The sequence below is a fragment of the Niabella pedocola genome (assembly GCF_021044425.1).
Classification (GTDB): Bacteria; Bacteroidota; Bacteroidia; order Chitinophagales; family Chitinophagaceae; genus Niabella; species Niabella pedocola.
In genome coordinates, this window is record NZ_JAJNEC010000005.1 from 1,645,846 (window position 1) to 1,671,377 (window position 25,532).

Sequence of the window (25,532 nt, forward strand, 5' to 3'; positions counted from 1 at the left end):
TAAACATTTCAATAAAATTTGCCTTATAGTATCATAATTACAGAACATGTCTCAAAACAATTATAACAGACAAGAAAAACAGCGGAATAACCCGTTTTCACCGAAGCCTTCGGGCAATGGAGGCGGTAATGAACCCAAGAAGGTAAGATTTGGCAGCTATTGGGCATTTATTATCATCCTGGCCATTATGCTGGCCCTGCAATTTCTGAATCCGTTTGGTTCCAGCAGCAGCCAGACCAATTTTCAGGATTTTAAAAAAATGGTGCTAAAGGGCGATGTTCAGAAATACGTGGTGATCAATAACCGGAATGTAGTACGCGTGTGGGTAAACAAAGACAGCATTCAGAAATACCCCGATATTGCAAAGCAGACCAATCCCAAATCGACGCTTGGCGCATCCAACGATCCCCAGTTATTCTTTAAAATAACCAGCGGTGATAATTTCCAGGAGTCGATGGCCGATTTTTATAAAAACCACCCCGAAGTGAAGGTACCTACTGCGGATGTGGATGAAGATAGTGATTTCATGGCCCGTTCAATCAGCTTTATTCTGCCATTCCTCTTGCTTATCGGCGTATGGATATTGATGATGCGCAAAATGGGCGGTGGCGCCGGTGGCGGTGCCGGACCCGGGGGCATCTTTAATATCGGTAAATCCAAGGCGACCCTTTTTGACAAAGGAACCCGGGTAAACATCACTTTTGCGGATGTAGCAGGACTGGATGAAGCCAAAGTGGAGGTAATGGAGATCGTTGACTTCCTGAGAAATCCTAAAAAATATACCAGCCTTGGTGGTAAAATTCCCAAGGGCGCCTTGCTGGTGGGCCCTCCCGGAACCGGTAAAACCCTTTTGGCGAAGGCAATGGCCGGTGAAGCACAGGTACCTTTTTTCAGCCTGAGTGGTTCTGATTTTGTGGAAATGTTTGTAGGTGTGGGTGCCAGCCGGGTACGTGACCTGTTTAAGCAGGCCCGTGAAAAAGCCCCCTGTATCATCTTTATTGATGAGATCGATGCTATTGGCCGCGCCCGTGGTAAAAATGCCATGATGAGCAACGATGAACGGGAAAGCACGCTGAACCAGATGCTGGTGGAAATGGATGGTTTTGGCACCGATACCGGTATCATCGTACTGGCCGCCACCAACCGTCCGGATGTACTGGATTCCGCGTTGTTGCGCCCCGGCCGTTTCGACCGCCAGATCACTATCGATCAACCCGACCTGGCCGGCCGTGAAGCTATTTTTAAAGTGCATTTGAAAGAAATTAAAACCTCCGAGTCGCTGGATATTCACAAACTGGCGGAGCAAACGCCTGGTTTTGCCGGAGCGGATATTGCCAACGTTTGTAACGAAGCCGCACTGATTGCCGCCCGCAAGAATAAGAACGGGGTGGATATGGCCGACTTCCAGGATGCTATCGACCGTGTGATTGGTGGTTTGGAAAAGAAGAATAAGATCATTGCACCGCATGAAAAAGAGGTGATCGCCTACCATGAAGCGGGTCATGCCGTAGCAGGATGGTTCCTGGAGCATGCTTACCCATTGCTGAAAGTAACCATTGTTCCAAGAGGAACCGCTGCTTTGGGATACGCACAGTATACACCAAAAGAGCAATACCTCTACCGGACGGAAGACCTGGTACACCGCATGTGCATGGCCCTGGGCGGCCGCGTAAGCGAGCAGATCTTTTTTGGGAAAATATCCACCGGTGCCGGAAGCGACCTGGAGAATGTAACACAAATTGCCTACTCGATGGTAACGGTATATGGTATGAGCAAAAAAGTAGGTAACGTGAGCTTCTATAATCCCCACCAGGACACTTCCTTTACAAAGCCGTACAGTGAGGAAACTTCTAAACTGATCGATGAGGAAGTACGGGCCATCATTGCGGAATGCTATGATAAAACCGTAGCGCTTTTAACAGAAAAGAAAGTGCAGGTAGAGATCATTGCAAAGGCATTGCTGGAAAAAGAAGTATTGTTCCAGGCAGATGTGGAAACCCTGATTGGTAAACGTCCCTTTGAAGAAAAGAAATTACTGGCGGATGAACCCCCGGTAGTGCCGATTGAGCCGATTCCAGGTGGTGTGCCGCCTACAAGCCCTACAGCAAATTAATCGTTCAATATATAATTATAAAAAGCGTTGTTCCAGCAAAAAGAACAACGCTTTTTTATTGAACAGCCCTGAACGCGGTCTATTTAACCGGCGCCATCCGTTTTTATGGAAAACCGGAAGCGCTATTCCGCCCGCCCCTGGCACCTCCGGAAAATTTAAGGGCTGCTATTATAAGAATTCGTATGGATGCGCGTTTCAGTGGAATAACTGCTTTTGCGATAGCCACCAAAGCATTTCATTATTGGACCAGGTACCGCAAAATGGTTCCTTCCATAACGAAAAGACCACTTCTTTCAGAGCGCTGTCTTTTCGCGGCCAGTTATTCTTCACAGGTAAGGATCCGGCTGATGGCAGTGCTGTCCGTAGCACTATACAACCGGCCTGCGATCCTGGCCATATGGTCGATCCGGTCCTGTGCCAGGTGGTATTCCGGGTTGGCAGATTCCAGCTTTTTTATCAGGCGATGGCCATTAAAATAATACCGGCACTGGTATTTATATTCGGTAGGATTAGCTGCGCCGCCATAGGCATTATCCAGGTACATAAAAATCAGTTCTCCGTTCCGGAAATAATAATCCTCCTTCCATTCACCGTGGTCTTCGGCACCATGATTGTGAATCTTTACCAGCTTTTCATGATCATAATAATAGGTTGCAGTACCTTCCTGGTAAGGTGGCTCACATTTTTCGGGGCTGCGCCAGTTAAACTGCCTGGATATCAGCGGCGCTTTATTAATACGTTCAAATTCGGACCGGATACCGGCTACCATACGGGCAGTGTCTTCCACGACCGGAGCCGGAGCCTCAAGTGAGGCAGGGCTGTTCTTTACGGAACCGGCTTCTTCCGTTCTTTTTGCATCTTCCACGCCGCAGGATCCGAAAAAGAAAACCATCCACAAAACAGAAAAATAGTGTTTCATACTGTCTATTTGCAGTCAACAAGATATTACATATCCCGCAGAAATCGTATCTGTCCGCGTTTTAAAATATTGTAAGCCGATTCCATCCGCTACGTTTGCTAATTAACTAAATTCGCACAGTGATCAGATCCTCAAAAGATACCGTACTAAAGAAGATCCGGGAAGCACTGAGCCAGCCAACACCCATCCCTTTTCCTAAAAGTGAGGGTCAATCGCTGGTTTTCCAGCCGCTTCACCAGGAGCTGGAAATTGAATTTGCAGAGCGTTTTACTGCCCTCCAGGGACAATTTGCTTTTTGTTTAAGCCGGAAAGAATTGATCAGCCAGTTTCATGCACTATTATCTAAAACCGGCTGGCAGAAGCTCTATTGCCAGGAACCTGAACTCGCTGTATTGATAGGCCAGCAACTGGAGATCAGCAGTAACCCGGCAGACCTTGAGGGTTGTGACGTGGCCATTACTAGTTGCGAGTACCTGGTGGCCCGTACGGGAAGCATCGTAATGAGTTCCGCCCAGCTCAGCGGACGAAGAACCAGCGTTTATGCACCGGTTCATATTTGTATCGCCTACACAAGTCAGCTGGTTTTTGATGTAAAAGATGCACTGGAAGGCCTGAAGGAACGGTATGACAATGCATTGCCCTCCCTGATGACCTTTGCCACCGGGCCCAGCCGGACAGCGGATATTGAAAAAACCCTGGTGGTGGGTGTACATGGTCCAAAAGAAGTATTTGTTTTTTTAATTGACGATATCTCCGAATAGCAACCCCTACTATATGCAAAGCAATTACCTGTTTGTATACGGCTCCCTGTTAAGCGGATTCAAAAGCCCGGCTTATGAATATATTGCCCGCTATTTCGAATTGCTTGGACCGGCTACTGCTTCCGGTACCTTATACGACCTGGGCGAATACCCGGCAGCCATTCCGGACAGCAGCGGCCGGAAGATCATCGGAGAACTTTATAAAATCCGTCATACACATCAGCTATCCTACGCCATTGCACAACTGGACGGGTATGAAGGGGTGAACCCCGAAGCCGGTGAAACGGCCGATTACAAACGCGAACTTTCCCAGGTATTTCATAATCAGGAACCTTTTGAGGCCTGGGTTTACTGGTTCAGTCATAACATACACGATAAGCCGGTTATTGCGTCGGGGGATGTACTGGAATACCTGAATTCCAGGAAATAATATTCTGAAATTCAGCACGGCGCATAAATTTCGGTTCAGGAATTATCGAGGATCGTTTTCCCGGATTCGTACCGTGACGGTCGCTTCACCGACAATCGATTTCAACATTATTTAGGCCGGAAGGCTGATAATCTTCACCATCCGGGAATCATAGATCCGGAGCCCATTTGTACACGGATGAAAGAGAACAATCTATTTCACTCCTCCGGGGTTTAACTAACACATTGACCGAATCTATAAATCATTTCATCCTTGAGGATAAAAAACAACAGGAAATCATTTTAAAAGCGATGCGCTTACTCACTCCGGCCGGCGAACCCGTCACAACCAGACATATTCGAATCTATTTAGACCGGGAAGCTGGCTATCATTATTGAACGAGGCATACGGAAGATTTAAATCACGAGGGCAGATTTCACGCTTTCCAGGGTTTAAACAACATACTAACAAATCATAAATCATTTCATACCTTGGGGATTAAAAACAACAGGAAATCATTTTAAAATCGATGTGCTTACTCACACCAGTCGGCGAACCAGTCACAACCAACCATATCCGAGATCTATTTAAGCCGGGAGGCCGGCTATTATTATTGATCGGAGCATACGGAAGATTTAAATCACGCGGGATGACAAATTTCACCCCTCCGGGGTTTAACTAACACATTGACCGAATCTATAAATCATTTCATCCCTTTGGGATTAAAAAAACAGAAAATCATTTTAAAAGCGATGCGCTTGCTACGGCCTGCCGGTACCTTTCACCAACAAAAATATATCTGAATTTATTTAAGCCCGGAGGGCTGATATTATTATTGATCGGGGATAGGAACGGTTTAAATCCCAAAGGGATGGCAGAGACCAAACGACGCTATAGAGCATCCTATTCTTTGGAATTGCCAATACGCGGATCCTCGGTATTCAGCGCTTCATGCATCTATAGGCAACCAATATTATGTATCCGCTTTTATAACAACGACACTCCGGCTACTCATTCGCATATACTTTTTTCCAAAGATCTACCGGGGCATCATTTTCCTGGGGTATGCCCGGAGTGCTTCTTCCATTATCTACATATTGCTGTAACAATGCCGTTAGCCGCTTTACCACATCGGGATGTTCCGCCTGCACGTTGTGCTGCTCCCGGATATCGGCCTCAAGATCGTATAACTGCACAAGCGGCAGCCCCAGTTTAAATGCCTCGGCGTTTCTTGGCTTGGCCCACCCCCCGGAGCCGGGACATAATTCCAGCTTCCATTTTCCCTGCCGGATGGCGAAGTTGCCGTCTATGGAATGATGAACCGTTGCTTCCCGGATCTCGCGTGAAGATTGCCCCGTTAAATACGGCAGCATATTATAACTATCCTCCGCAGCTGCGGCCGGCAGCGGCTTATGGAGGATGCCGGCAACGGTAGCCATAAAATCGCTCAGGCAAACCGTACGGTTGCAGGTTGAACCGGCGCTTACTTTCTGCGGCCATTTCACCAGGAATGGTATGCGATGTCCGCCTTCCCATATATCAGCCTTATATCCCCTGTAATGCAGACTGGGATAATGCCCCTGCGCTTCCACATTCCAGGTATTTAATACATAGGGCGCAAATCCGTTATCACTGGTAAACACGATCAGGGTTTTGTCTGCAATTTTTTCCGCATCAACCGCCTTCAATAATTCACCCACGGCCCAATCGGTCTCCATCACATAATCACCGTATTCGGTTACACCGCTTTTCCCTTTAAACGCGTCCGATGGGACAACGGGTGTATGGGGCGATGGCATGGTAAAGTATAAAAAGAAGGGGCGCTGCTCACGCGATCGCTCATGGATATAGGTCACCGCCTTTGAAGTGAGCGTTGGCAGACAGTCTACCGCTTCAAAGTCAGCGGCAGCGGGGCCTTCACGTACCCATTTCTTTTTGGCGGTGGGAAGGCTTACCGTGTGATCGTTCTCAATAAAAACAAACGGCGGCATATCCAGCGAAGCGGCAATGCCATAAAAATAATCAAACCCCAACGCATTGGGTCCGCCTGTAATACGGCTGCTGTAATCCACTTCCGGTATTTTGCCAGGCTTGGTTACCTTCCATCCCAGTCCGAGATGCCATTTGCCAATACAGGCGGTAGCATACCCGTTTTGTTGCAGGAACCGGGCCACGGTCAGCCGTGAGGGATCGATCAGCGGTTTGCCATAACCATCAATTACGCCCTTTGCCAGCCGGCTGCGCCAGGCATAACGTCCCGTTACAATGCTGTAACGGGATGGCGTACATACCGCCGAAGAAGCATGCACATCATCGAAACGCATGCCCTCCTGCCCGATCCTGTCGATATTGGGAGTGGCGATCCTGCCGTTTGCATTGTAAAGCTTTACATCTCCAATGCCCAAATCATCCGTAAGGATATAGATGATATTGGGCGCTGTGACTGCCTGGTGTGGTTTCTGCCCCTGAACCACGGTAACCGCCAGCAGTAAAAACAGTGCGGTAGCAGTTCGTTGTAGCCGAATAAAAGCATTCATGGATCCTGATTTGAATTGTTAAAGAAAAATGGCATGCATTCGCTCTATAAAAATAGGGGTTAACGGCGCTTTATCGTCAACCATTTTTACCGATGATTCAATCATTTTAACCCTGCGGCCCTTTATTGAAAATTTGCGGTGCCTTTATGCGGTTAGCTAGCTGAGATCCCTGGCCGGTAAGAACCAGTTACATAAACGCAGCCGCTCCATTTGCATGCGCCCAAATCGATTACCTTTGCTGAAATTTATATATCAATTTGCAAGCAGGTAAACATATTTATTTCCTTTCCGATTTTCACCTGGGGGTGCCCACTTATGAAGACAGCCTGGAACGGGAAAAACTGTTGGTCCGGTTCCTCGATGAAATAAAAGAAAAGGCGGCTGAGATCTTTATCGTAGGCGACATGTTCGATTTCTGGTATGAGTACCGTCATGTAGTTCCCAAAGGTTATGTGCGTATTTTGGGTAAACTGGCCGAGCTGGCAGACAACGGCATCCGGCTTCATTTTTTTGTAGGCAATCACGATATGTGGATGAAAGACTATTTTCAGCGGGAACTGAATATGCCGGTCTATTTTGAGCCAAAGGAATTTGAATGGAACGGTAAACAATTCCTTATCGGCCACGGCGATGGCCTGGGCCCGGGAGATCATGGATACAAACGGCTAAAGAAAATTTTCCGTAACCCCATTTGCCAATGGCTGTTTGGCATACTGCCCCCCATGGTCGGGATCGGCACGGCCAATTACATGAGCCGGAAAAGCCGGGCCAAAACGGGCAGTACGGAGGAAACCTTTCTGGGAGCCGACCGGGAATGGCTGATCACCTACTGCAAGGAACAATTGCAAAAAAAACATTACGATTATTTTATCTTCGGACACCGCCATTTACCCATCGACTTCCGTCTTACGGCTACCAGCCGCTATATTAACCTGGGTGACTGGATCCGCTTTTTTACATATGCCGTTTTTGACGGAGATGATCTACAGCTGATTTCTTATCTGAATAAAGAAGAAAAAATAATCCGCAGATGAAACCCTATTCCTTTTTCTTAACCGTTGTTTTTTTACTGCGCCTAACGGCAAGTGGCCAGCCTGCTATTGAAAGGTTGCGGACCTTGCCGGGCAATTATGCCTTTGCTGCAGTGGATAACCTTGAGCAGATTTACCTTCTGGGAACCAATAACCAGTTAAAAAAGCTGAACGAAAAAGGAGACTCTGTGGCAGTATACAACAATGTAAAAAAACTGGGAGCCGCCTCTCTGCTCGACGTGTCGAACCCGCTGCGCGTACTTTTATATTATAAGAATTTCGCAACGGTCGTTATGCTGGACCGTCTGCTGTCTCCTGTCAACAATATTGATCTCCGCCGGCAGCAGGTCTTTAACGCGGAGGCGGTGGGCCTCTCCTACGACGGCAAGATCTGGCTGTATGACAACATGGAAAATGTATTAAAAAAGGTAGATGAGAACGGTAAGGTCCTGTCAAAAACACCGGACTTCCGGCAGCTCTTTAATGAAACGCTCGCGCCCCAGCAGATCATCGACCGCAATAAGTTGCTCTATCTTTACGATTCGGCGCATGGCATTTACACGTTTGATTATTATGGTGCATATAAGGGCCGGATCGCCATTACCCATTGGCGCAACCTCCGCATCACTGATAAATACATTTATGGCAACGATGCCGGCCGGTTCTACCGGTACACCCTCAGTTCCCTCAAATTTGAAGAATGGCCCATTCCGGAGGCCATCCAACATAAACAGCAATACATTTTTGAAGACGGATTGCTATATGTGCTGGACGCGGAAGGGCTTTCGGTTTATTCCTGCCGCATGTAATTCAACAGGTATCCGGGCCACATTTTTCCAGCGGCAGGGGGCGCTATCCAGCTTCACCAGGCCGGTCTTAATCTGGTCATTAATTTTTATTTTTGTTTTATGAACGAGTTCTTAAACCAGGTTTACTTCAATAATTCCATACGATCCTACATAGCAGTGGGCTCCACCATCCTGCTGGTATTGCTGTTTAAAAAATATATTGCGCATTACCTGGCCCTGGCAATCTTTAAGATACTAAAGATCCGGTGGAAGAATATCGATTTCCCAACATTCCGGGCATTGGCCGCAAAACCCCTGGGACTTTTTTTCGCGGTGCTCATTACCGTATCGGCCCTTGACAAACTAACCCTTCCTTCCGAGCTGGAGTTTACGCTTTATAAGATCACTTTCCGTGAATTATTGCGGATGACCGGTACCTTCTTTATCATTTTTACCTTCTTCCAGTTCATTATAAAGATGATCGACTTTGTGATGCTGATGGTGCAGGGAGTTTATATAAAAGAACAAGCCGGCCAGGGAACCCATCAGCTGGTGTTCTTTTTTAAGGATCTGATCAAAGTAGTGGTAGCGGTCATCGGCCTGCTTTTTATACTCAAATACACGTTCAACTACGATATAAAAGGCCTGCTTACCGGTCTGAGCATTGTAGGTGCCGCCATTGCCCTGGCGTTGAAAGAAAGCCTGGAAAACCTGATCGCTTCTTTTATTATCTTTTTTGATAAACCCTTTGCCACAGGAGATTCGGTGAAACTCAACTCCGTTTCAGGGGTTGTTGAAAAAATAGGGTTGAGAAGCACCCGCATCCGTTCAGATGACAAGTCCTATATTACGGTACCCAATAAACAGATGGTAGACAGTATCCTTGATAACCAGTCGAACCGCGTACAACGCAGGGCCGAGCTAAAACTGGAAGTTTCCTCCTCCACCAGTGCAGGAGCTATTGAACAGCTACTCAGCGGCATTCGTGGGATCCTGAGCGGGACCGGCGTTCTTGCTTCTTCTGCATTTGTAACGAGCATTACAGCCAATGCGATCCTGATCAATTGTGAATATTTCACCGGGGCCAATGCGCGGGAGTTTAATGTGATCCGGGAACGGAATACATTAAAAGTACTTGCCCTGTTAGAAGAGCTGCATATTGCCACGGCACAAAGTGTAAGTGATATCAAAATTATCCGGGATGAGCCCAGCGATCCCGATTTGAATGAGCATATACAAGTACAGAAATAAAACGCCTACATCAGAAAAGGGGTATAACGTCAACCCTTGAACTTCCAACGTGAAATCCGGGCTTATTTAACTTTCTGGATAATATCGGCCAGTTCTACATCAAACTTGCCGGTTTCGCCATATTCCACCACACGCCCCAGTTCAGTATCATGTTGATAAACAATGATGGTCGGTACCCGGGTAACATTCAGGTTTTCGGCAATTTTACCTTTGTCCTTCTTGCTCCGGTCAACCGCCAGCAGGGATACTTTCCCTTTGTCATACCCGGCGGCTTCCAATATCTTGTAAAACCGGGGGATTACATAATGTGAATCCGGGCACCAGGTTCCCATAAATACTTTAAACCAGATCTGGCTGCTGTTTTTCTTCACCGTCTTTACAACTTCCGGGCGGGGCTCGTAAATTTTTTCTCCCTCTGCAAACCACTTAAAAGAAGTATCGGCCCTTAGCAAACTATCTGAAATATGTCCCCGGTATATTTTTTCCTGTTTACCGTTATGATCTTCCAGGGCCACTTCATATTGCTGGGCCTGGCTTAGTATTGAAGTACTCATTAAAACAGCTGCCAAAATGATTTTTTTCATAAAATTTACCAATTTCACCACAAGGACGCAGAATCCCTGCAACAACGTTGTATTATAACAAAAAAGCGATCCGTTCTGTTCTGGAAATGAAAAAGGTCCGTGCTTTACGAACCTTTCTATAAAATCAGATCCCGGCCTTTAGTTCCAGGAGAAAGCCCCTGATCCGCTGCAGCGACTGCACGGCCGCAAATTTTTCATCCGCCTTTTTATGATTTTTTAAATATTCCTTAGCACCCTCAATGGTAAATTTCCTCCGGCGCAACAGATCGTAGATCAGGAAAAGATTCTTTACATCCTGCGGCCGGAAAAAGCGATCGCCTTTGCCGTTCTTCTTGGGCTTTAAGATATCAAATTCAGATTCCCAGTACCGGATCAGCGAATGACTTTCCTTGAACATGGCCGTCACTTCACCCATGCTGTAATAATGTTTTTTAAATAACAATTCTTCATCCGGCATTTCCACCGCGTCCGCTGCAATACTGTTTTCCCGTACAGATCTCCGGCCCCTGGTACCCGGAGGGCGGCGTTCCGGCAAATCGGTATTTTTTTCACCTGTATCCACTTCTTCCAGGTCTTCCTCCATGTCCGGATCTTCTTCCGCCGTTATCACCGCATCCTCCGGCAATTCCTGTTCCCCGGCCACCATTACTGTTTCGTCCGGCACCGGTGGCGCATGCTCCTCATCCGGTTCCTCCAGCTCAATCGTTGCAGGAGGCCGCAATATGTTCTTCTTGGGCTTGGGTATGGGCTCCACTTTTTCCACTTCATCCAGAAATGAAAAAGCGCCCTGAGGTTGTGCTGGTTTTGTCATGAGTGGTACAAATCTGGTAATAAACAAAAAATAAAAGTAAACAATGAAATGTTAAGGCATCTCAAAAAATACCGGCTGTTGCAATTTAACCTTTAATGCAGCGATCTCCAAAGTATTTTATCGCCTTCCATCACCATCAAAAAAAGGGCCATCCTTTATTTGCAGGATGACCCGTTGGAGTTTTTAGCGTTTAGCTGTTGACTGAATTTCCGATAAGTCAGGACATGTATGTTGATTGATTGTGTTTTTCAGCGGCCAGTTTTATGATTGCTTGCTTATGATGTTTGATTTTTTTTAATCTGATACTGCGAATCGCTTACTGTTCCTGTTTTGCATTACAAAGATGCAACAGCAGCCGGCCCCTGCCTATGGGATAAATACCCAATTTCAGGGGGATTTTCCCTGTGTGGATTACCGTATTTTTACGGATGGTGCTCCTGATTGGTTTTATCAGAAAAACAAACATATATTATTGATATTAAAGCCCTTGCAAATCGATCATCCGGATATATGCAAATTTGTTTTTTATCATCCGGTATTTGAATCTAGATTTATACTGCCATATCAAACAATAAAAACTAAAACCATTTATTATGAAACGATTTCCCTCCTTTTTGCTTTTCCTGGTCATGCTTGCCGGTCTGATTTACCTGTTTTTAGAAAACCGGAAATTGCGGGAAGCCGGCAATAACGATACCCGTTTTTTTGTATCGGAGGGCAGTGTGAATCCGAAAGATATCAACCTCAAGTATGTAACCCTGGATAAGGCGCTGGAGATGACCAAAACCTTCAGGGAATTTCAATACCGGTTCATCACAGAAGGGCTCAACCGGTACCTGGGCAACAAACCCGATAGTACGCAAAAGACCACATTCTGGGATTCGCGGCTGACCACATTTTCACTGGACAGCATTAAAAAACTGGTATATACCATGGATGAACTGGTACGAAATGGCAAACTGGTAAAACCCGACGGCAGTAAAGTAACCAGCTCCGAACTGGGTATCAAGATTTATGATGCGGCATACCCCGGCCTTCAACCCAGGGGTGCCGATTACGTGAGCCTTAAAGGCCGTCATACGCTGATACTGGTGCCGGCATACAAAGATCTGAGAACCGCGCAGTACCACGATTTCTTTCCCTCCGGCGAAATCCCGGGAAAAGGCAAACAGATGCACCCCTTACTGGCAGCTGCGCCCAACCGCAGACTGGTAACAACCATGAGTTTTCTTCCACCGCCGCCTTCCAATACGCAGGAAGTAGGATTGAATCAGGGTGGTGCCTGTCCTCCTCCCAGTGTAGAATAACATCAACTCTTTAATAACGCCTCGTAAAAATGATCTCCTTCTATATCCTGATCTTTTTAGAATGGACCGGTTTTTTAACGGGGCTGTTTTTTTTAAGAAAGGGCGACAGGGATGCGGCGCTGATCGTTGCCTTCCTGGCCTGCGTGGTCATTGCCGAAACTTCCGTATACTTTGCACGCATTTTTATGCATCCGGATATCATCGTACGCTTTACCAATATCTGGTATAACTGTATGCTGCCGGTGCAATGTGTCTGTCTTTTATTATTCTTTTACCGGAAAACCAGATTGGGGTACTGGAAACATGCCATTAAAGGCTTTATAAGCATTGTGCTCTTTATAACCCTGTTACAGTTCTTTGCAGGCGATCCGTACCAGTTCAATACATTTAACTATACCCTTGAAGCCATTTTTATTTCCGCATGCAGTCTTCATTATTTGTTTGAGTTGATGAATAGTGAGGAGATCGAAGAAGTGACGCGGGATCCGTTCATGTATGTTTCCATCGGCCTGCTCCTGTTTTACCTGGGTACCCTTCCCTATAATATTACCAAGTTTTACCTGTTTGGCACCTATCGCGGGCTGTTTTATATATACTATTATCTGTTCTTTGCCTTCAATTATTTTTTATATGGCATTATAACTTTTGGATTTCTATGGGCGAAAAAGAAATAAATGTTTTTTTCCTTTCGGTGATTCTGACGGTATTGCTGCTGGTAATGGCGGTATACTTTATCATTATCAGTATCCGCCGGCGTAACATTCTTTATAAAAGAGAGCGGGAAGCCAATGCCATCCTGCACAAACAGGAGCTGCTGGAAACGCGGCAGGAAGTACAGGAGCAACTGATGCAGAACATCGGCAGTGAATTACACGACACCATCGGGCAAAAACTGACGCTTACGTATCTGCAGATGGAGAACACGCTGCAATCGGATGATATGGACGACATCAAACGCAGGATCACTGCACAGAATGTGCTCATCCAGGAATCGCTGAACGAGTTGCGCAGCATCAGCAAGATGCTGACCACGCAAAACTTTTCCGATTTCAGTTTTGTACACTACCTGGAAAAAGAAATGGCACGGATCAATGAAAGCGGGCTCTGTCAAACATTTTTTTCCTGTCACCGGGATGTATCCGGGTTACTGAACGAGCATACCAACCTGTCTATCGTGCGCATTTGCCAGGAGTTTATCCAAAATAGTTTAAAACACAGCGGCGGTACCGCCATCGAGATCGAGGTGGCATTAGCCGGGTCGGTACTTAAGATCGCCTGTTCCGACAATGGGAAGGGGATCGATTGGGACCGGGCGGGCGGCTACCGCATCAGTGGTGGCAGCGGCCTGCAATCCATTGAGCGGAGGGTTCAGAGCATTGGCGCCACTTGTCATTGGAGCTGCAACAACGGTACGCAGTTGCACATTTCATTACCTTTAAACAAAATCCCCGAACATGAGGCATAGTATTGTCATTGTTGACGATCATATACTGATTGCGCAGGCCTTGTCTACCATGATCAGCTCGATCCCCAATTTTGATGTGCTGTATGCATGCAGCAGTGGCAATGAAATGATTGAACGGTTCCACCATCCTAAAAACATCCCGGATGTAGTGATCCTCGATGTGCAAATGCCGGTAATGGACGGTTACGCGGTGGCCAAATGGCTCACCGAACATCATCCGGGCGTTATCGTACTGGCGTTAAGCATGCAGGACGATGATGAAAAGATCATCAAGATGATCCGCTCCGGTGCAAAGGGGTATTTATTAAAAAGCATCCAGCAAAAGGACCTGGCCCATGCCCTCAACACCATTGTAAAAGAAGGCATCTTTTACAATGCGAAGGTGAGTAAGGCCCTGGCCAATGATTATATCAAAAAAGAGGTAACACAGCAGGAACTAAGCCCCAAAGAGCGGGAGCTGATCCCCTGGCTTTGCTCGGATGCCACTTACAAGGAAATTGCAGCTTCGGTTTTTTTAAGCGCACGTACGGTGGAAAGCTACGCCACCAATATTATGGAAAAGCTGGAGGTACGAAACCGGGTAGGTCTGGTGTTGATTGCCATTAAAAAGGGGTGGGTCTGAAAAATCACCTTCCGTTTTTACTAACATACCGTACTATCAGAAAGGAACTTTAACCTGTAGCTAAAGTCCCTTTGCCAATATGCAGCGCCGGCTTACCAAATGCCGGAAGCGTATCGTCTCTTTTTAATTTCCCATTCGCCTGGGCATTTCGATCATGCCTTTGAAACGCTGATCGGGTATCGGGTTCCGGATCATCAGTTTACGGTTATTGGCGGGTTCTTTCAACGCGGTCCGGCTCATAAGTTGAGCGGGCACGGTAACACCCAGGATCTTCAACGCCCTGCGCAGATAGATTTCGTCTGTGCTTCCCCAGTCTTTTGAGTAATCCTCAAACCGGTCATTCGTCCCTGCCACCGTATTCGCATCATCCGGGATCATTCCGTCAAAATAGTCACCTGCTCCGTCTTTATTTTTTGACCAAAGTGAAACCGCATACATATCGAACTTACCGATGGTCATTCCTACAAAACCTACTGGTTTGCCGTAGGTAGTGTCTCCTACCATTTTTATGGTCATATACGGCTTCAATACATTGATCAGCAATTCGCTTGCAGATGCCGTTTGACCCGACCCGATAAATGCTACATTGGATAGATTGAGCGTCTTTACCTTTTTAAATGGACTGGCGGCATACGTAACCCAGGAATCAAAAACATCACCCCATGAATAGCTGTATCCAGGTACGATCCTTGTCCTAAGATAATTGCTGTACTGGTGTGCAGAAAGATTGGCGTTGAAATACTCCGAGTACATCAGGTTGGTATTTGTTCCAACAGAAACAGGTGCAATAAGATTGGCCAGGTATTCGGTTGTTTCCACGGCCCCACCCCCATTATACCGCAGGTCCACGACCAGATCCGTGATCCCACTACTGATAAAATTGTCAAATACCGGGTCAATAAAGGGCTGTGCTTTATTCAGTGCGATAAACTCATTAAACACAATATAGCCCACCTTTCTTCCGGACAGGTTTAGGATCGTGCTGTACAAAACAGGGTTGATATTGTAGTTGGCGGCGTTTACCGTTACCGTCACTGTGCTGGCATCCGGCTTTTGCAAGGTCAGGGAAGTGCTATTGCTGTAATAAATGCCATTGATAACCCGCGTTACATTCGGGCCGGGGTTACTTCCGCCTCCGTCATAGCTGAGGTTGGTATTGCCGTTAATGGCGGTAATTCTCCAGGTACGGCGGATGCCCAGCTGGTAGGCCGGTGAACCAGGATAAACGGCCACCACACGGAGGTCATTCACATCGTTGTAGTTCACATCCATTCCAAACCCACCGGAAACACCACCGATCTCACCGGCAACGGTTCCGTCATCCAGGAAACTGTATTTATCCAGGTTTTTTCCGTTTTGTTTTTTAAAACTGATCAGCGCATTAAACATATCTTCCGTTTTGGCATAGCTGTTGGGCCTAAATGTTGCCGAATCGGGGATCACATCATTCCATAAATACTGATCCCTGAAAAGGAAATACATAGAATCATTTACACTGGGTACCTTATTTTCCGGTCTTGTTGGTTTATCCTTTTCGCAGGCAACCAGTACCAGCGAAAATAAGGCAGCAATGAATGCAGTTCTTTGCAATATGGTGGTCATAAGACATAGTTTAAAAATCAAAAGTACTTTAATTCACCGGAATACGGACATCCGCCCGCTTCCGGGAATGTCCGGTTCAAAAAGCAGCCGGTAACAGTGCAAGGCTCTATTGGATATTAATGCGCCTCCAGCCAATTGCTGCCTTCGCCGCATTCGGCGATCACCGGTACTTCAAACGGCAACGGCAGGGCGGCCTGCATGTTTTCGATGATCAGTGGTTTCAGCTCATGCACTTCCTCTTTTAACGCATCAAAGATCAACTCATCGTGCACCTGCAGGATCATCCGGCTTTTGAGTCCGGCTTTTTGCATGGCAGCATATACTTTTTGCATCGCCAGCTTGATCATGTCGGCGGCGGTACCCTGGATGGGAGAGTTGATGGCATTACGCTCGGCAAAGCCTCTTACGGTAAAATTGCTGGAATTAATGTCTTTCAGCCAGCGCTTGCGTCCCATCAGGGTTTGTACATAGCCATGCTCCCGGGCAAAATTGATGGTGTCATCCATATACCGCTGGATGCCGGAGAATTCCTTTTTATAGCTGTCGATAATGCCCTTGGCTTCGGTACGGGAAATGCCCAGGTTATCTGCCAGGCCAAAAGCACCCTGGCCATATATGATACCGAAATTCACGCTCTTTGATTTATAACGCATCTCCTTGGTAACGGCATCCATCTCCACGTTGAATACTTTGGAAGCCGTTGCCGTATGAATATCGGTGCCCTGTTTAAATGCATTCACCATGTTCACATCACCGCTCATGGCTGCTACGATCCGGAGTTCGATCTGCGAATAGTCGGCCGACAATAATACATGCCGTTCATCCCGCGGAATAAATGCCTTCCGGATCTCTTTGCCCCTTTCTGTACGTACGGGTATATTCTGAAGATTGGGGTTATTGCTGGCCAGCCGGCCTGTAACCGCTACTGCCTGTCCATAGGTGGTATGCACACGACCCGTTTTGGGATTGATCAGTTGCGGGAGCGCATCCACATACGTGGAGCGCAGCTTGGTCAGCTCCCGGAAGGTAATGATCTGATCGGCGATCGCATGCCCCTTTGCCGCCAGTTTCAATAAAACATCCTCCCCGGTCTGGTACTGGCCGGTTTTTGTCTTGCGGGCCGAGCTGTCCAGCTGCAGCCGTTCAAACAATACTTCTCCCAATTGTTTGGGAGATGCCAGGTTGAATTTTACGCCGGCGATCTCAAATACTTTCTTTTCCGCTTCGGCAGCGTCTTTTTCCAGTTCTTTTGAATAGTTTTTCAAAAACGTTTCATCAATACGGATCCCTTCAAATTCCATATTGGTCAATACCTGTACCAGCGGGTTTTCCACTTCTTCAAAAACCTGCCGCACCTGGCGTTGTTCCAGCATGGGATCAAATACTTCTTTTAACTGCAGGGTAATGTCGGCATCTTCCGCGGCGTAATCTTTTATTTTTTCAATCTCCACATCACGCATCGTGCCCTGGGTCTTTCCTTTTTTGCCAATCAACTCTTCGATGTGGATCGGCTCATAGCCCAGGTATTTGGCGCTCAGCTGATCCATACTTCGTTTGCCATCCGGCTCAATCACGTAATGTGCCAGCATGGTATCAAAGATCTTGCCTTTAGGTGCTACGCCATACCACTTTAATACCAGCAGGTCGTATTTTAAATTCTGGCCGATCCAAAGCTTACTTTCATCTTCAAATAAAGGTGCCAGCAATGCCAGTATTTTCTTTGTTTCTTCCTGGTCTGCCGGACAAGGAATATAGTACCCGGTTCCTGCTTTAATGGAAAAGCTCAACCCCACCAGTTCCGCAAGATTGGCGTCAATATTGGTGGTTTCCGTATCAAAGCATACCTCCGTTACTGGTAACAGCTCTTTTACCAATTCGGAGATCGCCTGTTCACCGGTAATGGCTTTATAAAGCGGCTGCGTGTCCTTAATGGTTTTTAGCGTTGTAAAACCTTCGGAAGCGGCTTCCGTTTCAGCAGGTAATGGTTCGGCTATTTCTGCTCCGCCGATCACATTTCCAAACAGGTCGATCTGCAGGCCCTTGTTGCCCGGCGTTTTTGCAACCGGGGCGGCGGCCAGCTCTCCTTCTTCGCCCAGCAGGCGCTTGGCCAGTGTCCGGAATTCCAGCTCGCCAAAAACCTCTTTTAATTCGTCTTTATTCCAATCCTTGATCTGGAAATCCTCCTCATGAAATTCAACCGGCACATCCGTAATAATGGTGGCCAGCTTCTTGGAAAGAATGGCCAGGTCCTTTCCTTCCTGCACCTTCCGCCCCAATGCCCCTTTTATATTTTCCGCGTTGGCCACTACATTCTCCAGGGTTTCGTATTCCGCCAGCAGCTTGGCCGCTGTTTTTTCGCCCACGCCGGCGATCCCGGGAATATTATCTACCGCATCCCCCATCAAACCCAGCACATCAATCACCTGGGATACGCTTTTTATATTCCATTTGGCGCAGACCTCCTCCGGCCCCATGATCTCTACGTCACCGCCCTGGTAACCGGGTTTGTAAATCTTTATCTTATCGGTAACCAGCTGGCCATAATCCTTATCCGGCGTTACCATAAATACATCGTACCCGGCTGCTGCCGCTTTTATACTCAGGGTGCCAATGATGTCATCCGCTTCATAGCCGTCTGACTCAATTACGGGTATATTAAATCCTTTAATGATGCGTTTGATATCCGGCACGGCGATCATGATATCCTCCGGTGTTTCCTGGCGATTGGCCTTGTAATCGGCATAGTCCGTATGGCGCTCCGTAAGGGCGTGTGTATCAAAACAAACGGCCATATGGGAGGGTTTTTGCTTATTGATCAGTTCTACCAGGGTATTCGTAAACCCAAACTGGGCATTGGTATTTTTATTTTTACTGGTGATACGGGGACTGCGGATGAGTGCATAATAGGCGCGAAAAACTAGCGCATACGCGTCTAACAGAAATAACTTTTTCTCCATTCCGCTAAGGTAATGTATAGAATCTAAAACGCGATAACGCAGCAATAATAACCAATGCTGGTGTTCAGATGGCGTTGCCGCAGATCCGCTGATTGTTTTTGGTTTCTGTAAATTAAAAGGATCTGTAAACGGTATCCACGCGGTTAATCTGTGCATCAGCGGCGTACAATTATTTTATTCCCGGTATGCGGGCGTTCCGTTGATTCCCGCAGACTTTTCCCCTCGGGTCTTCGCGGATGACTTCCACCTCTGCGTTTCATCTACGCAATCTGCGGAAAAAAGAAAGGCGTAACGAGGTTCAGCTATTCAATGGAAATCAATTCTGTTTTGCCGTATTTGGACTCCGTGCGCACCACGCCGAATCCCGGCACGAACCATTCCGTCATTTCCATTTTAAAGGGTACTCCAAAACCCATGTTGATCAGTGTTTTCGACTGGTACGTGATCTTATAGGCATCCCAGGTTCCGGCAGGAGTGGTCACCTTTTCCTTTGCCTCCACATGGCGGTCCGTAATATCCAGGGATACAGATGCCGGGATACCCGTAGCCATTTTCATGTCCATTTCAAAACTGCCGTCTTTCAGGTCCTGTCCAACACTGAGCGATGAAGGGTATTCCAGGTACATGCCTTTGGCACTGGCTTCGGTCGATTGCATTTGTCCACTCTGCTGCGGTGCCATCATCATTTTCATATCCATCATCAGGACGCCGCCCTTGCATTGAACGGTACCGGAAGATACCGCCAGGGATTTGTCTTTACGGTCAAATACCTCCGAACGCAATGCCGCGGTACTGCCGCCTCCACCGGCCGTTACCTCCGTCGTTTTATATACCACTTTGCCGTCGGAGCTTCCTTTTTTATTAAAGATCCCAATGGTGACCGTCTTATTCTTCTGAAAAAAATAATACCCGCATTGGGCGGAAGCGCTTTTATGTACCACCAGCAGGATCAGTATCCATACCCATTTTGTTTTCATATTTCTGTTGTTTGAGCATTAAGCGGTAAAGCTACCCTTTCCGCTGCGGTACCCCTATCGCTAAAATAAGGGAGCCATAAACGCCATGCATTGGCTACAGGTTTTTATACATGCGGCTTTTCATCTATATTTACCGCAAATCTGGCTACTATAACCATTTTTATATTATTCAAACTACCATGAAAAAAAGATCTTTACTGCTTTCCTTTGTCTGCCTGCTGGCCGCCATGCAGGTGGTTATTGCACAAGATGATGTTGTTACCAGCACTGCCAGCACCGATGACCCCGGTTATCCTTTATACCAAACAGGATTTTATGCCGGGCTGCGCGGGGGCTATCTTTTAAAAAACAAATCCCTTTGGGACAATCCCCTTTACCACCTGGGCAATGGAATGTTTGCGGAAGTGAACGGCGGTTGGCGAAAGAACGCTTTTGGGTGGGAGCTGGCCGTTGGTATGCTCAATATTAAAAGAAATCACCCGGAAATGAACCGTTTTACCGCCACTGCTGAAGAGGTACTGCGGGGAATGGGCAATTCCGGTCAGTTTAAAAATGCGCTGGACTCTGGTCAGGCAAAGAACGATTATTTTACATTTCCCGAAAGCACACAGCAGGTAAGCGCCGTTAAAGATTTTAAGGGATATTATGCACTCACCGGCCCCCGTCTCTGGTTTGGACGACAAAAGCTGCAGGGTTCGGTTTACGCGCAAGGAGGTATTTCCATGAATCGTTTTGGCTATTATTACCTGAAGGGAAATGGAGCGTCTCCGGATCGATATACCTACAGTTATAACAATACCCTGGTGTCCAGTGCCCCTGTTAATGAAGTGGCCATCGGAAGCCCAACAGTAGGCACGGCTACCGCAAATGTGGAGGGCAATTATGAAAAGTATGGCATGACCAGCGCTTTTTATGATGCCTATAAAGCCGATGGCTCCGCCAATCCGGCAGATATTAAAGAAAAAAATAAAATGCAGTTCCTCGCCCGCGGGGGAGCCAGCCTGGAGTTTTTCTTTTCCCCCAAGGTTTCGTTGTCGGCCGGTGTCGATTATTGGTACATCCCTTCCCCGGAAATGAAAGGGCAGGCGACATCTACCGGTACTGTAAGCGGCAGTATCAGTCTTTATAAAACAGATGCGGCTTCCGAGCGGGACCTGCGCTATTCCGATAAATACACTTTTACACAGCCTTATATGGAAAAAAAGAACCTCGGCTTTTTAAGTGCCAGCCTGGGCGTAAAGATCTGGATGGGCAAAAAACGGCCGGTCCCCGTCAATGATCCTCCCGTGATTGTACCGGCGCAACCAGCTGCCGATAAGAACCTGGCTGTAAAAGTGATCGATAAACCTACCGGTAAACCGCTGGATGGCGTAAATATCCGGATTGAAAAAGAGGGCGATGAATCTGTTATAGAAACCATGACCCGGGAAGATGGCAGCATACCCTTACAAAGGGCGCTGGCAGCCGGCAATTATAAGATCACCGGTATCAAGAATGGTATCAAAACCACGGAAGCTGCGGTTGCGGTTACCGATTTTTCTGCCCCTCCGGCAACCATCTACCGGGAACTGATCCATAATGATATCCGGTTTACGCTGGCGGGCAAGACGATCAATAAGGCCGATATGGAACCGATTCCGTTTATCCAGACCTCGCTCACCAATGTCACCCGCGGCAGCGCCGAGCAAAAGACCTCCGATTCCATTGGCCGTTTTTATTATCAGCTGGACCAGCGAACGGATTACAACGTCATTGCCCAGAACAAGGGCTATTTTTCCAACCGGGAAAAGGTGACCACGAAGGGCCTGAACCGGAGTGAGGTAATTTATGTAAACCTGGCGCTGGAAGTGATGGAACTGAAGAAAGATGCTTCTATTGTATTAAAAGATATCTATTACGATTATAATAAATGGGACATTCGCCCGGATGCTGCTGCCGTGCTGGACAACCTGGTAAAAACCCTGGAGGAGAATCCAACCGTTAAAATTGAACTTTCATCACATACGGACAGCCGGGGTGGTGATGCATTTAACATGACCCTTTCGCGTAAACGAGCAGAATCAGCGGTGCGCTACCTGGTAAGCCGGGGTATTGCAGCAGACCGGCTAAAGGCTAAAGGTTATGGAGAAAGCCGGTTGTTGAATGATTGCGGCAATGATGTACCCTGCAGCGAGGAACAACATCAATTGAATCGGCGTACGGAAATAAAGGTGCTGGAGTAACCCATCAAAACCTGTTAGGTCTTAACCGCGATCGGGCAGACCTAACAGGTCTTTTCGCTCCCCGGCAACCATCCTCCGATGGTTGCCTTTAATGGCGCCAGCAGGTCCCAGAACCAGCGGTTATTGTCGTGGTCTTTCTCGCCGCAATCGATCACTGCGCAGTATTTTTGAACGGGATGCAGCAGTTTTTTTACCAGTTTCAGATCGGTTAACCGGGCGATATAATCCGCAAACTGGTCTACATATACATGTCCCCAGATCTCAACAATAAATGAATCAGGGGTTATTTCCAGTTTTCGATGGAATTGTGCTTCATAGGCCCGCAAAATTTCTTCCACCAGCAACTCCGTATGTTGTTCCGGATCCTTGCTCAACAACTTCCACAATGGTTCATCATTGTGAATGTGAATGGCATGTAATTCCATGTCAATGATAACTCCGGATAAGATGATCTGCATAAAGGAAGAATATTTGCCATTGCAAAATAGGATAAATGTTCTGATCAAAAACCGCAAAACCAGTATACCAGGTAGGTGTATAGACCGTGCAGCCGCAAATTCGCTGATTAACCCTTTGTTCGAATCATCAAAACAACGCATAGATCGATCCTTCAAATCTGCGCATCTGCGGCTCCAATACACTAAAACTCCGCTACCAGCATCAACCACCTTGCGGCAGGAGCGCCCCAAACCTCTTTATAAGTAGCCGTATTGAACTGTGTCCAGTAAGGCCGGTCTTCGTTAAAATAAGACTGCATCCCCACTGGTATGGCGCCCACCGTTTCACCCGGGAGGGCCGTATATAACTGGGGATAGTTACTGCCTTCGCCATAGATCAATGATTGTCCGAAGGGATTTTTACCCACGATCCAGAACAGCTGCTCTTCGGCAATATCCATCAGCGCCTTATCTTTTAAGACCCGCCCGCAGATGGCCGCCGCTTTTCCTGTTGAAAGACTTACAGCACCATTTCCCCTGAATGAGTACCAGACCGGAAAAATACGGAGCCGGTGCTCCTCATCCAGCCGGATCCCGTTCTCATACTGCTCCTTGTAATCAGGACCGCCGCCGCTCCGTACGCCCACCTGCACGGCATAGAAATTGGCGGAATCTTTTACCTCATCCCGGTGGTACACGCCACTGGGCACCATGCCATAGGGTTGTACATATTGCATGATCTTTTTCAAATAGGTGCCATATAAAGTCATGGCGTTGATCCACTTTCCGTAATCCACATGTTTGGGCTGGGTTTCGCAGAGTGCCGCCAGCGCTTCCATATAAGCATAGTCCCGCGACTGGTGATTGTAATGCACAATGGAGCGCTTGTCCAGGTCGCGGTAAAAGAAACCGCTTAGTCCGTCTTTATCTTTTAAGGGTTCGGTACGCTGACATTGCAGCGTATATTGAATGGCCTTCACCGCTTCGTCTGCATATTTCTTTTCGCCGGTGAGCTGGTACAATATACTGGCGGCCCATGATATATTGGCCATATACTGACTTTGAGAAGCCATTCCCGCATGACCGCCACCTTTTTTATTCAGCTCTGCATAGCCCAGCTTTTCAAACCGGTCGAGGGCAAAGCCAAAATCTTCAATGGCGATCTTCCGGAGGTTTTGTTTTAATGCGTCATCATTATGGATCATCTGCGACGCATAAGCTTCGATACCGGCAAGCAGGAAATTTTCCAGTGCCCCGTTAAACACCAGCACGGAACGGCGGGCGGTGTCATCAATGGTGCCGATAGCCCGATCGGTCCACAGGTTGGTGCCCCAGGTCTGCGCGCGGTAGCCGTTGCCCAGCCGGGAACGCATCACAAAATCCATTCCCCAGAGGGCCTCTTCCATCAGCCGGTTATAAAGCTGTACATTGTTGCGCGCTTTTGCCTTTGCCGCCATTTCAAACAGCGATAAGGAGATCTCGCCGGTTTGCAGGGTTTGCTGCGACATATCGGCCGCATCGTGCCAGCCGCCGTTGATGGGAATGCTTTTTCCTTCAAAATCCGCATGCAGATCGGTATGACAGGCCCCGTGCTTACCCGGCACCGGGTAGCCGCAGCGTTCGGCATACAGGAAATTGATCATGCGCCATACGGAGTTTTCCCATACATCTTTGTGAATATAAAACGGCAGGGTTTGTACTGCCCCGGCATGCAGGATGTATTGTCCTTCTGTTTTCAGATCCGAAAAATCAGCGGTCCGGAAAGTGCCGATGCCGTTTTTTTGCTCGCGGATCTTACCGGTATAAACAATGCGCCCTGTTTGTGCATCTTTTACCTGGAAAGTTCCCGGGTTAGCCGTTACATTGATGATGGCAGACTTCTCGCTATTAATCCGGTAACCACTCGTGGAAAAAATGATCCGGTCGCGGGCCGGTGTCCATCCCCGCACGGTCTCGGGATTATCTACGGTTTGCAGTTCCACAGCATCCACATCAAATTGCAGCGAATCGCCCATGGTCAGCTCCTTGCCAAAGGTTTCAATAGCAAAGGAAATTTTGGTCACCTTATCCCGCGCCAGGCCCGTCATTTCCACAAAGCATTCGTTCCACTGGCCGTTTTTCAGATTGATCTCGTGATAGCCTTCCCGTTCATATTTATCCGGAACTTTTGTAACACCGTCATTTTCTACATACAGATTCAGGTAAATGCTTCTTGCCCCTTCACAATCAGGATAGATATAAAATTTAAGCCGGTTGTATTTTTCCCAGTTGGCGCCACCCACATTAAAGGAAGCCAGGCAGGTACCCCTGCCCAGTCCCCAATCCGGCAGCTTGGGCGATGTAGCCGGTGCTGCCAGCCGCAGACTGTACTTGCCGGATTTACTCCGCTCGGCCGTTTGGCGAATGCTGCCGATGCCCTTGTGCGTCCAAACATTGAGGTCTTCCATATCACAAAGCATAACGGTATTCAACACTTTCTTTTTAATACCAAAGGTTTCAAAGGCTTTTGACTCATCTAACGGCAACAGGCTTTGATGGATATAGCCGGTCTGGAGCAACTCCTGTTTTAGTTTGGGATCCGTTTGAGCCAACAGCATAAGGGGACCGAATACCGCTGTGGCAAGCAATGGTTTAAGGATCGGGTTCATGGCTTGGGTTTAAAAAATTTTATATAGCAACTGAATCAACGTATCGTTTATCATACCGAACAATGTCAAGCTGTCCCAATCAATCGGGATT

Annotated in this window: 20 protein-coding genes; 11 read left to right on the forward strand and 9 right to left on the reverse strand. The window is 47.4% G+C overall.

The features are described 5' to 3' along the window. Positions 1-46 precede the first annotated feature (46 nt). Positions 47-2,113: an ATP-dependent zinc metalloprotease FtsH gene (gene ftsH, locus LQ567_RS14460; protein ID WP_231005234.1), complete on the forward strand. Its 2,067-nt coding sequence runs from the start codon at positions 47-49 to the stop codon at positions 2,111-2,113. A gap of 319 nt (positions 2,114-2,432) precedes the next feature. Here ftsH and LQ567_RS14465 read toward each other — a convergent pair whose 3' ends face one another. After that, entirely contained in the window at positions 2,433-3,032 is a 600-nt protein-coding gene (locus tag LQ567_RS14465; protein WP_231005235.1) for a hypothetical protein, read from the reverse strand. 119 nt (positions 3,033-3,151) lie between these two features. Between LQ567_RS14465 and LQ567_RS14470 the strand changes: the two genes are divergently transcribed. Beyond that, positions 3,152-3,793 (forward strand): LutC/YkgG family protein, encoded by a 642-nt coding sequence (locus LQ567_RS14470; RefSeq protein ID WP_231005236.1) that lies wholly within the window; start codon positions 3,152-3,154, stop codon positions 3,791-3,793. A gap of 13 nt (positions 3,794-3,806) precedes the next feature. Next, entirely contained in the window at positions 3,807-4,223 is a 417-nt protein-coding gene (locus LQ567_RS14475; RefSeq protein ID WP_231005237.1) for a gamma-glutamylcyclotransferase family protein, read from the forward strand. Between the two features lie 986 nt (positions 4,224-5,209). Here LQ567_RS14475 and LQ567_RS14480 read toward each other — a convergent pair. After that, positions 5,210-6,739 carry a sulfatase family protein gene (locus LQ567_RS14480; RefSeq protein WP_231005238.1) on the reverse strand — a complete coding sequence of 510 codons (1,530 nt, stop codon included), beginning with the start codon at positions 6,737-6,739 and terminating at the stop codon, positions 5,210-5,212. A 257-nt stretch (positions 6,740-6,996) separates the two neighbouring features. Between LQ567_RS14480 and LQ567_RS14485 the strand changes: the two genes are divergently transcribed. The 3 genes from LQ567_RS14485 (at position 6,997) to LQ567_RS14495 (ending at position 9,809) form a co-directional block, all read left to right on the forward strand. Further along, positions 6,997-7,773 carry a UDP-2,3-diacylglucosamine diphosphatase gene (locus LQ567_RS14485; protein WP_231005239.1) on the forward strand — a complete coding sequence of 259 codons (777 nt, stop codon included), beginning with the start codon at positions 6,997-6,999 and terminating at the stop codon, positions 7,771-7,773. Further along, on the forward strand, positions 7,770-8,579 hold the full coding sequence (locus tag LQ567_RS14490; protein ID WP_231005240.1) for a hypothetical protein: 810 nt from the start codon (positions 7,770-7,772) through the stop codon (positions 8,577-8,579). The genes LQ567_RS14485 and LQ567_RS14490 overlap by 4 nt, the downstream gene beginning before the upstream one ends. A 99-nt stretch (positions 8,580-8,678) precedes the next feature. Then, positions 8,679-9,809, forward strand: coding sequence for a mechanosensitive ion channel family protein (locus tag LQ567_RS14495; RefSeq protein WP_231005241.1), 1,131 nt, complete (start codon positions 8,679-8,681; stop codon positions 9,807-9,809). A 62-nt stretch (positions 9,810-9,871) separates the two neighbouring features. On the opposite strand, the gene LQ567_RS14500 is transcribed toward LQ567_RS14495, so the two are convergent. Beyond that, positions 9,872-10,393 (reverse strand): thioredoxin family protein, encoded by a 522-nt coding sequence (locus tag LQ567_RS14500; RefSeq protein WP_231005242.1) that lies wholly within the window; start codon positions 10,391-10,393, stop codon positions 9,872-9,874. A gap of 124 nt (positions 10,394-10,517) precedes the next feature. Beyond that, entirely contained in the window at positions 10,518-11,204 is a 687-nt protein-coding gene (locus LQ567_RS14505) for a MerR family transcriptional regulator (protein WP_231005243.1), read from the reverse strand. 593 nt (positions 11,205-11,797) lie between these two features. Between LQ567_RS14505 and LQ567_RS14510 the strand changes: the two genes are divergently transcribed. From LQ567_RS14510 to LQ567_RS14525, 4 genes are read left to right on the forward strand one after another with little or no spacing between them, the layout of a single operon-like run. Then, complete coding sequence (locus tag LQ567_RS14510) at positions 11,798-12,511, forward strand: hypothetical protein (protein WP_231005244.1); 714 nt, start codon at positions 11,798-11,800, stop codon at positions 12,509-12,511. A gap of 29 nt (positions 12,512-12,540) precedes the next feature. After that, positions 12,541-13,185: a hypothetical protein gene (locus LQ567_RS14515; protein ID WP_231005245.1), complete on the forward strand. Its 645-nt coding sequence runs from the start codon at positions 12,541-12,543 to the stop codon at positions 13,183-13,185. After that, positions 13,167-13,976, forward strand: a complete 810-nt coding sequence (locus tag LQ567_RS14520; RefSeq protein ID WP_231005246.1) for a sensor histidine kinase — start codon at positions 13,167-13,169, stop codon at positions 13,974-13,976. The genes LQ567_RS14515 and LQ567_RS14520 overlap by 19 nt, the downstream gene beginning before the upstream one ends. After that, a complete protein-coding gene (locus tag LQ567_RS14525) occupies positions 13,966-14,598 on the forward strand; it encodes a response regulator transcription factor (RefSeq protein ID WP_231005247.1) in 633 nt (210 codons plus the stop codon). Before LQ567_RS14520 ends, LQ567_RS14525 begins: the two co-directional genes overlap by 11 nt. Positions 14,599-14,721: 123 nt before the next feature. On the opposite strand, the gene LQ567_RS14530 is transcribed toward LQ567_RS14525, so the two are convergent. The 3 genes from LQ567_RS14530 to LQ567_RS14540 form a co-directional block, all read right to left on the reverse strand. Further along, positions 14,722-16,200 (reverse strand): S41 family peptidase, encoded by a 1,479-nt coding sequence (locus LQ567_RS14530; RefSeq protein ID WP_231005248.1) that lies wholly within the window; start codon positions 16,198-16,200, stop codon positions 14,722-14,724. A gap of 116 nt (positions 16,201-16,316) precedes the next feature. Then, complete coding sequence (gene polA / locus LQ567_RS14535) at positions 16,317-19,157, reverse strand: DNA polymerase I (RefSeq protein ID WP_231005249.1); 2,841 nt, start codon at positions 19,155-19,157, stop codon at positions 16,317-16,319. A 302-nt stretch (positions 19,158-19,459) separates the two neighbouring features. Next, positions 19,460-20,134, reverse strand: coding sequence for a TapB family protein (locus LQ567_RS14540; RefSeq protein ID WP_231005250.1), 675 nt, complete (start codon positions 20,132-20,134; stop codon positions 19,460-19,462). A 179-nt stretch (positions 20,135-20,313) separates the two neighbouring features. On the opposite strand from LQ567_RS14540, the gene LQ567_RS14545 reads away from it, so the two are divergent. Then, positions 20,314-22,356 (forward strand): OmpA family protein, encoded by a 2,043-nt coding sequence (locus tag LQ567_RS14545; RefSeq protein ID WP_231005251.1) that lies wholly within the window; start codon positions 20,314-20,316, stop codon positions 22,354-22,356. 41 nt (positions 22,357-22,397) lie between these two features. Here the strand turns inward: LQ567_RS14545 and LQ567_RS14550 are convergent, their stop codons facing one another. Beyond that, the gene (locus tag LQ567_RS14550; RefSeq protein ID WP_231005252.1) at positions 22,398-22,814 is read right to left on the reverse strand and encodes a hypothetical protein; all 417 of its coding nucleotides are present in this window, start codon (positions 22,812-22,814) and stop codon (positions 22,398-22,400) included. 182 nt (positions 22,815-22,996) lie between these two features. Next, positions 22,997-25,441, reverse strand: a complete 2,445-nt coding sequence (locus LQ567_RS14555; protein ID WP_231005253.1) for a glycoside hydrolase family 9 protein — start codon at positions 25,439-25,441, stop codon at positions 22,997-22,999. Positions 25,442-25,532: the final 91 nt, after the last annotated feature.

Bases quoted from the DNA above. Each gene is read 5' to 3' on its own strand.
- LQ567_RS14545 (WP_231005251.1), top strand. From the start codon at position 20,314: ATGAAAAAAAGATCTTTACTGCTTTCCTTTGTCTGCCTGCTGGCCGCC.
- LQ567_RS14465 (WP_231005235.1), bottom strand. From the start codon at position 3,032: ATGAAACACTATTTTTCTGTTTTGTGGATGGTTTTCTTTTTCGGATCC.
- LQ567_RS14555 (WP_231005253.1), bottom strand. From the start codon at position 25,441: ATGAACCCGATCCTTAAACCATTGCTTGCCACAGCGGTATTCGGTCCC.
- polA (WP_231005249.1), bottom strand. From the start codon at position 19,157: ATGGAGAAAAAGTTATTTCTGTTAGACGCGTATGCGCTAGTTTTTCGC.
- LQ567_RS14515 (WP_231005245.1), top strand. From the start codon at position 12,541: ATGATCTCCTTCTATATCCTGATCTTTTTAGAATGGACCGGTTTTTTA.
- LQ567_RS14510 (WP_231005244.1), top strand. From the start codon at position 11,798: ATGAAACGATTTCCCTCCTTTTTGCTTTTCCTGGTCATGCTTGCCGGT.
- ftsH (WP_231005234.1), top strand. From the start codon at position 47: ATGTCTCAAAACAATTATAACAGACAAGAAAAACAGCGGAATAACCCG.
- LQ567_RS14505 (WP_231005243.1), bottom strand. From the start codon at position 11,204: ATGACAAAACCAGCACAACCTCAGGGCGCTTTTTCATTTCTGGATGAA.
- LQ567_RS14500 (WP_231005242.1), bottom strand. From the start codon at position 10,393: ATGAAAAAAATCATTTTGGCAGCTGTTTTAATGAGTACTTCAATACTA.
- LQ567_RS14550 (WP_231005252.1), bottom strand. From the start codon at position 22,814: ATGCAGATCATCTTATCCGGAGTTATCATTGACATGGAATTACATGCC.
- LQ567_RS14480 (WP_231005238.1), bottom strand. From the start codon at position 6,739: ATGAATGCTTTTATTCGGCTACAACGAACTGCTACCGCACTGTTTTTA.
- LQ567_RS14490 (WP_231005240.1), top strand. From the start codon at position 7,770: ATGAAACCCTATTCCTTTTTCTTAACCGTTGTTTTTTTACTGCGCCTA.
- LQ567_RS14540 (WP_231005250.1), bottom strand. From the start codon at position 20,134: ATGAAAACAAAATGGGTATGGATACTGATCCTGCTGGTGGTACATAAA.
- LQ567_RS14475 (WP_231005237.1), top strand. From the start codon at position 3,807: ATGCAAAGCAATTACCTGTTTGTATACGGCTCCCTGTTAAGCGGATTC.
- LQ567_RS14495 (WP_231005241.1), top strand. From the start codon at position 8,679: ATGAACGAGTTCTTAAACCAGGTTTACTTCAATAATTCCATACGATCC.
- LQ567_RS14530 (WP_231005248.1), bottom strand. From the start codon at position 16,200: ATGACCACCATATTGCAAAGAACTGCATTCATTGCTGCCTTATTTTCG.
- LQ567_RS14520 (WP_231005246.1), top strand. From the start codon at position 13,167: ATGGGCGAAAAAGAAATAAATGTTTTTTTCCTTTCGGTGATTCTGACG.
- LQ567_RS14525 (WP_231005247.1), top strand. From the start codon at position 13,966: ATGAGGCATAGTATTGTCATTGTTGACGATCATATACTGATTGCGCAG.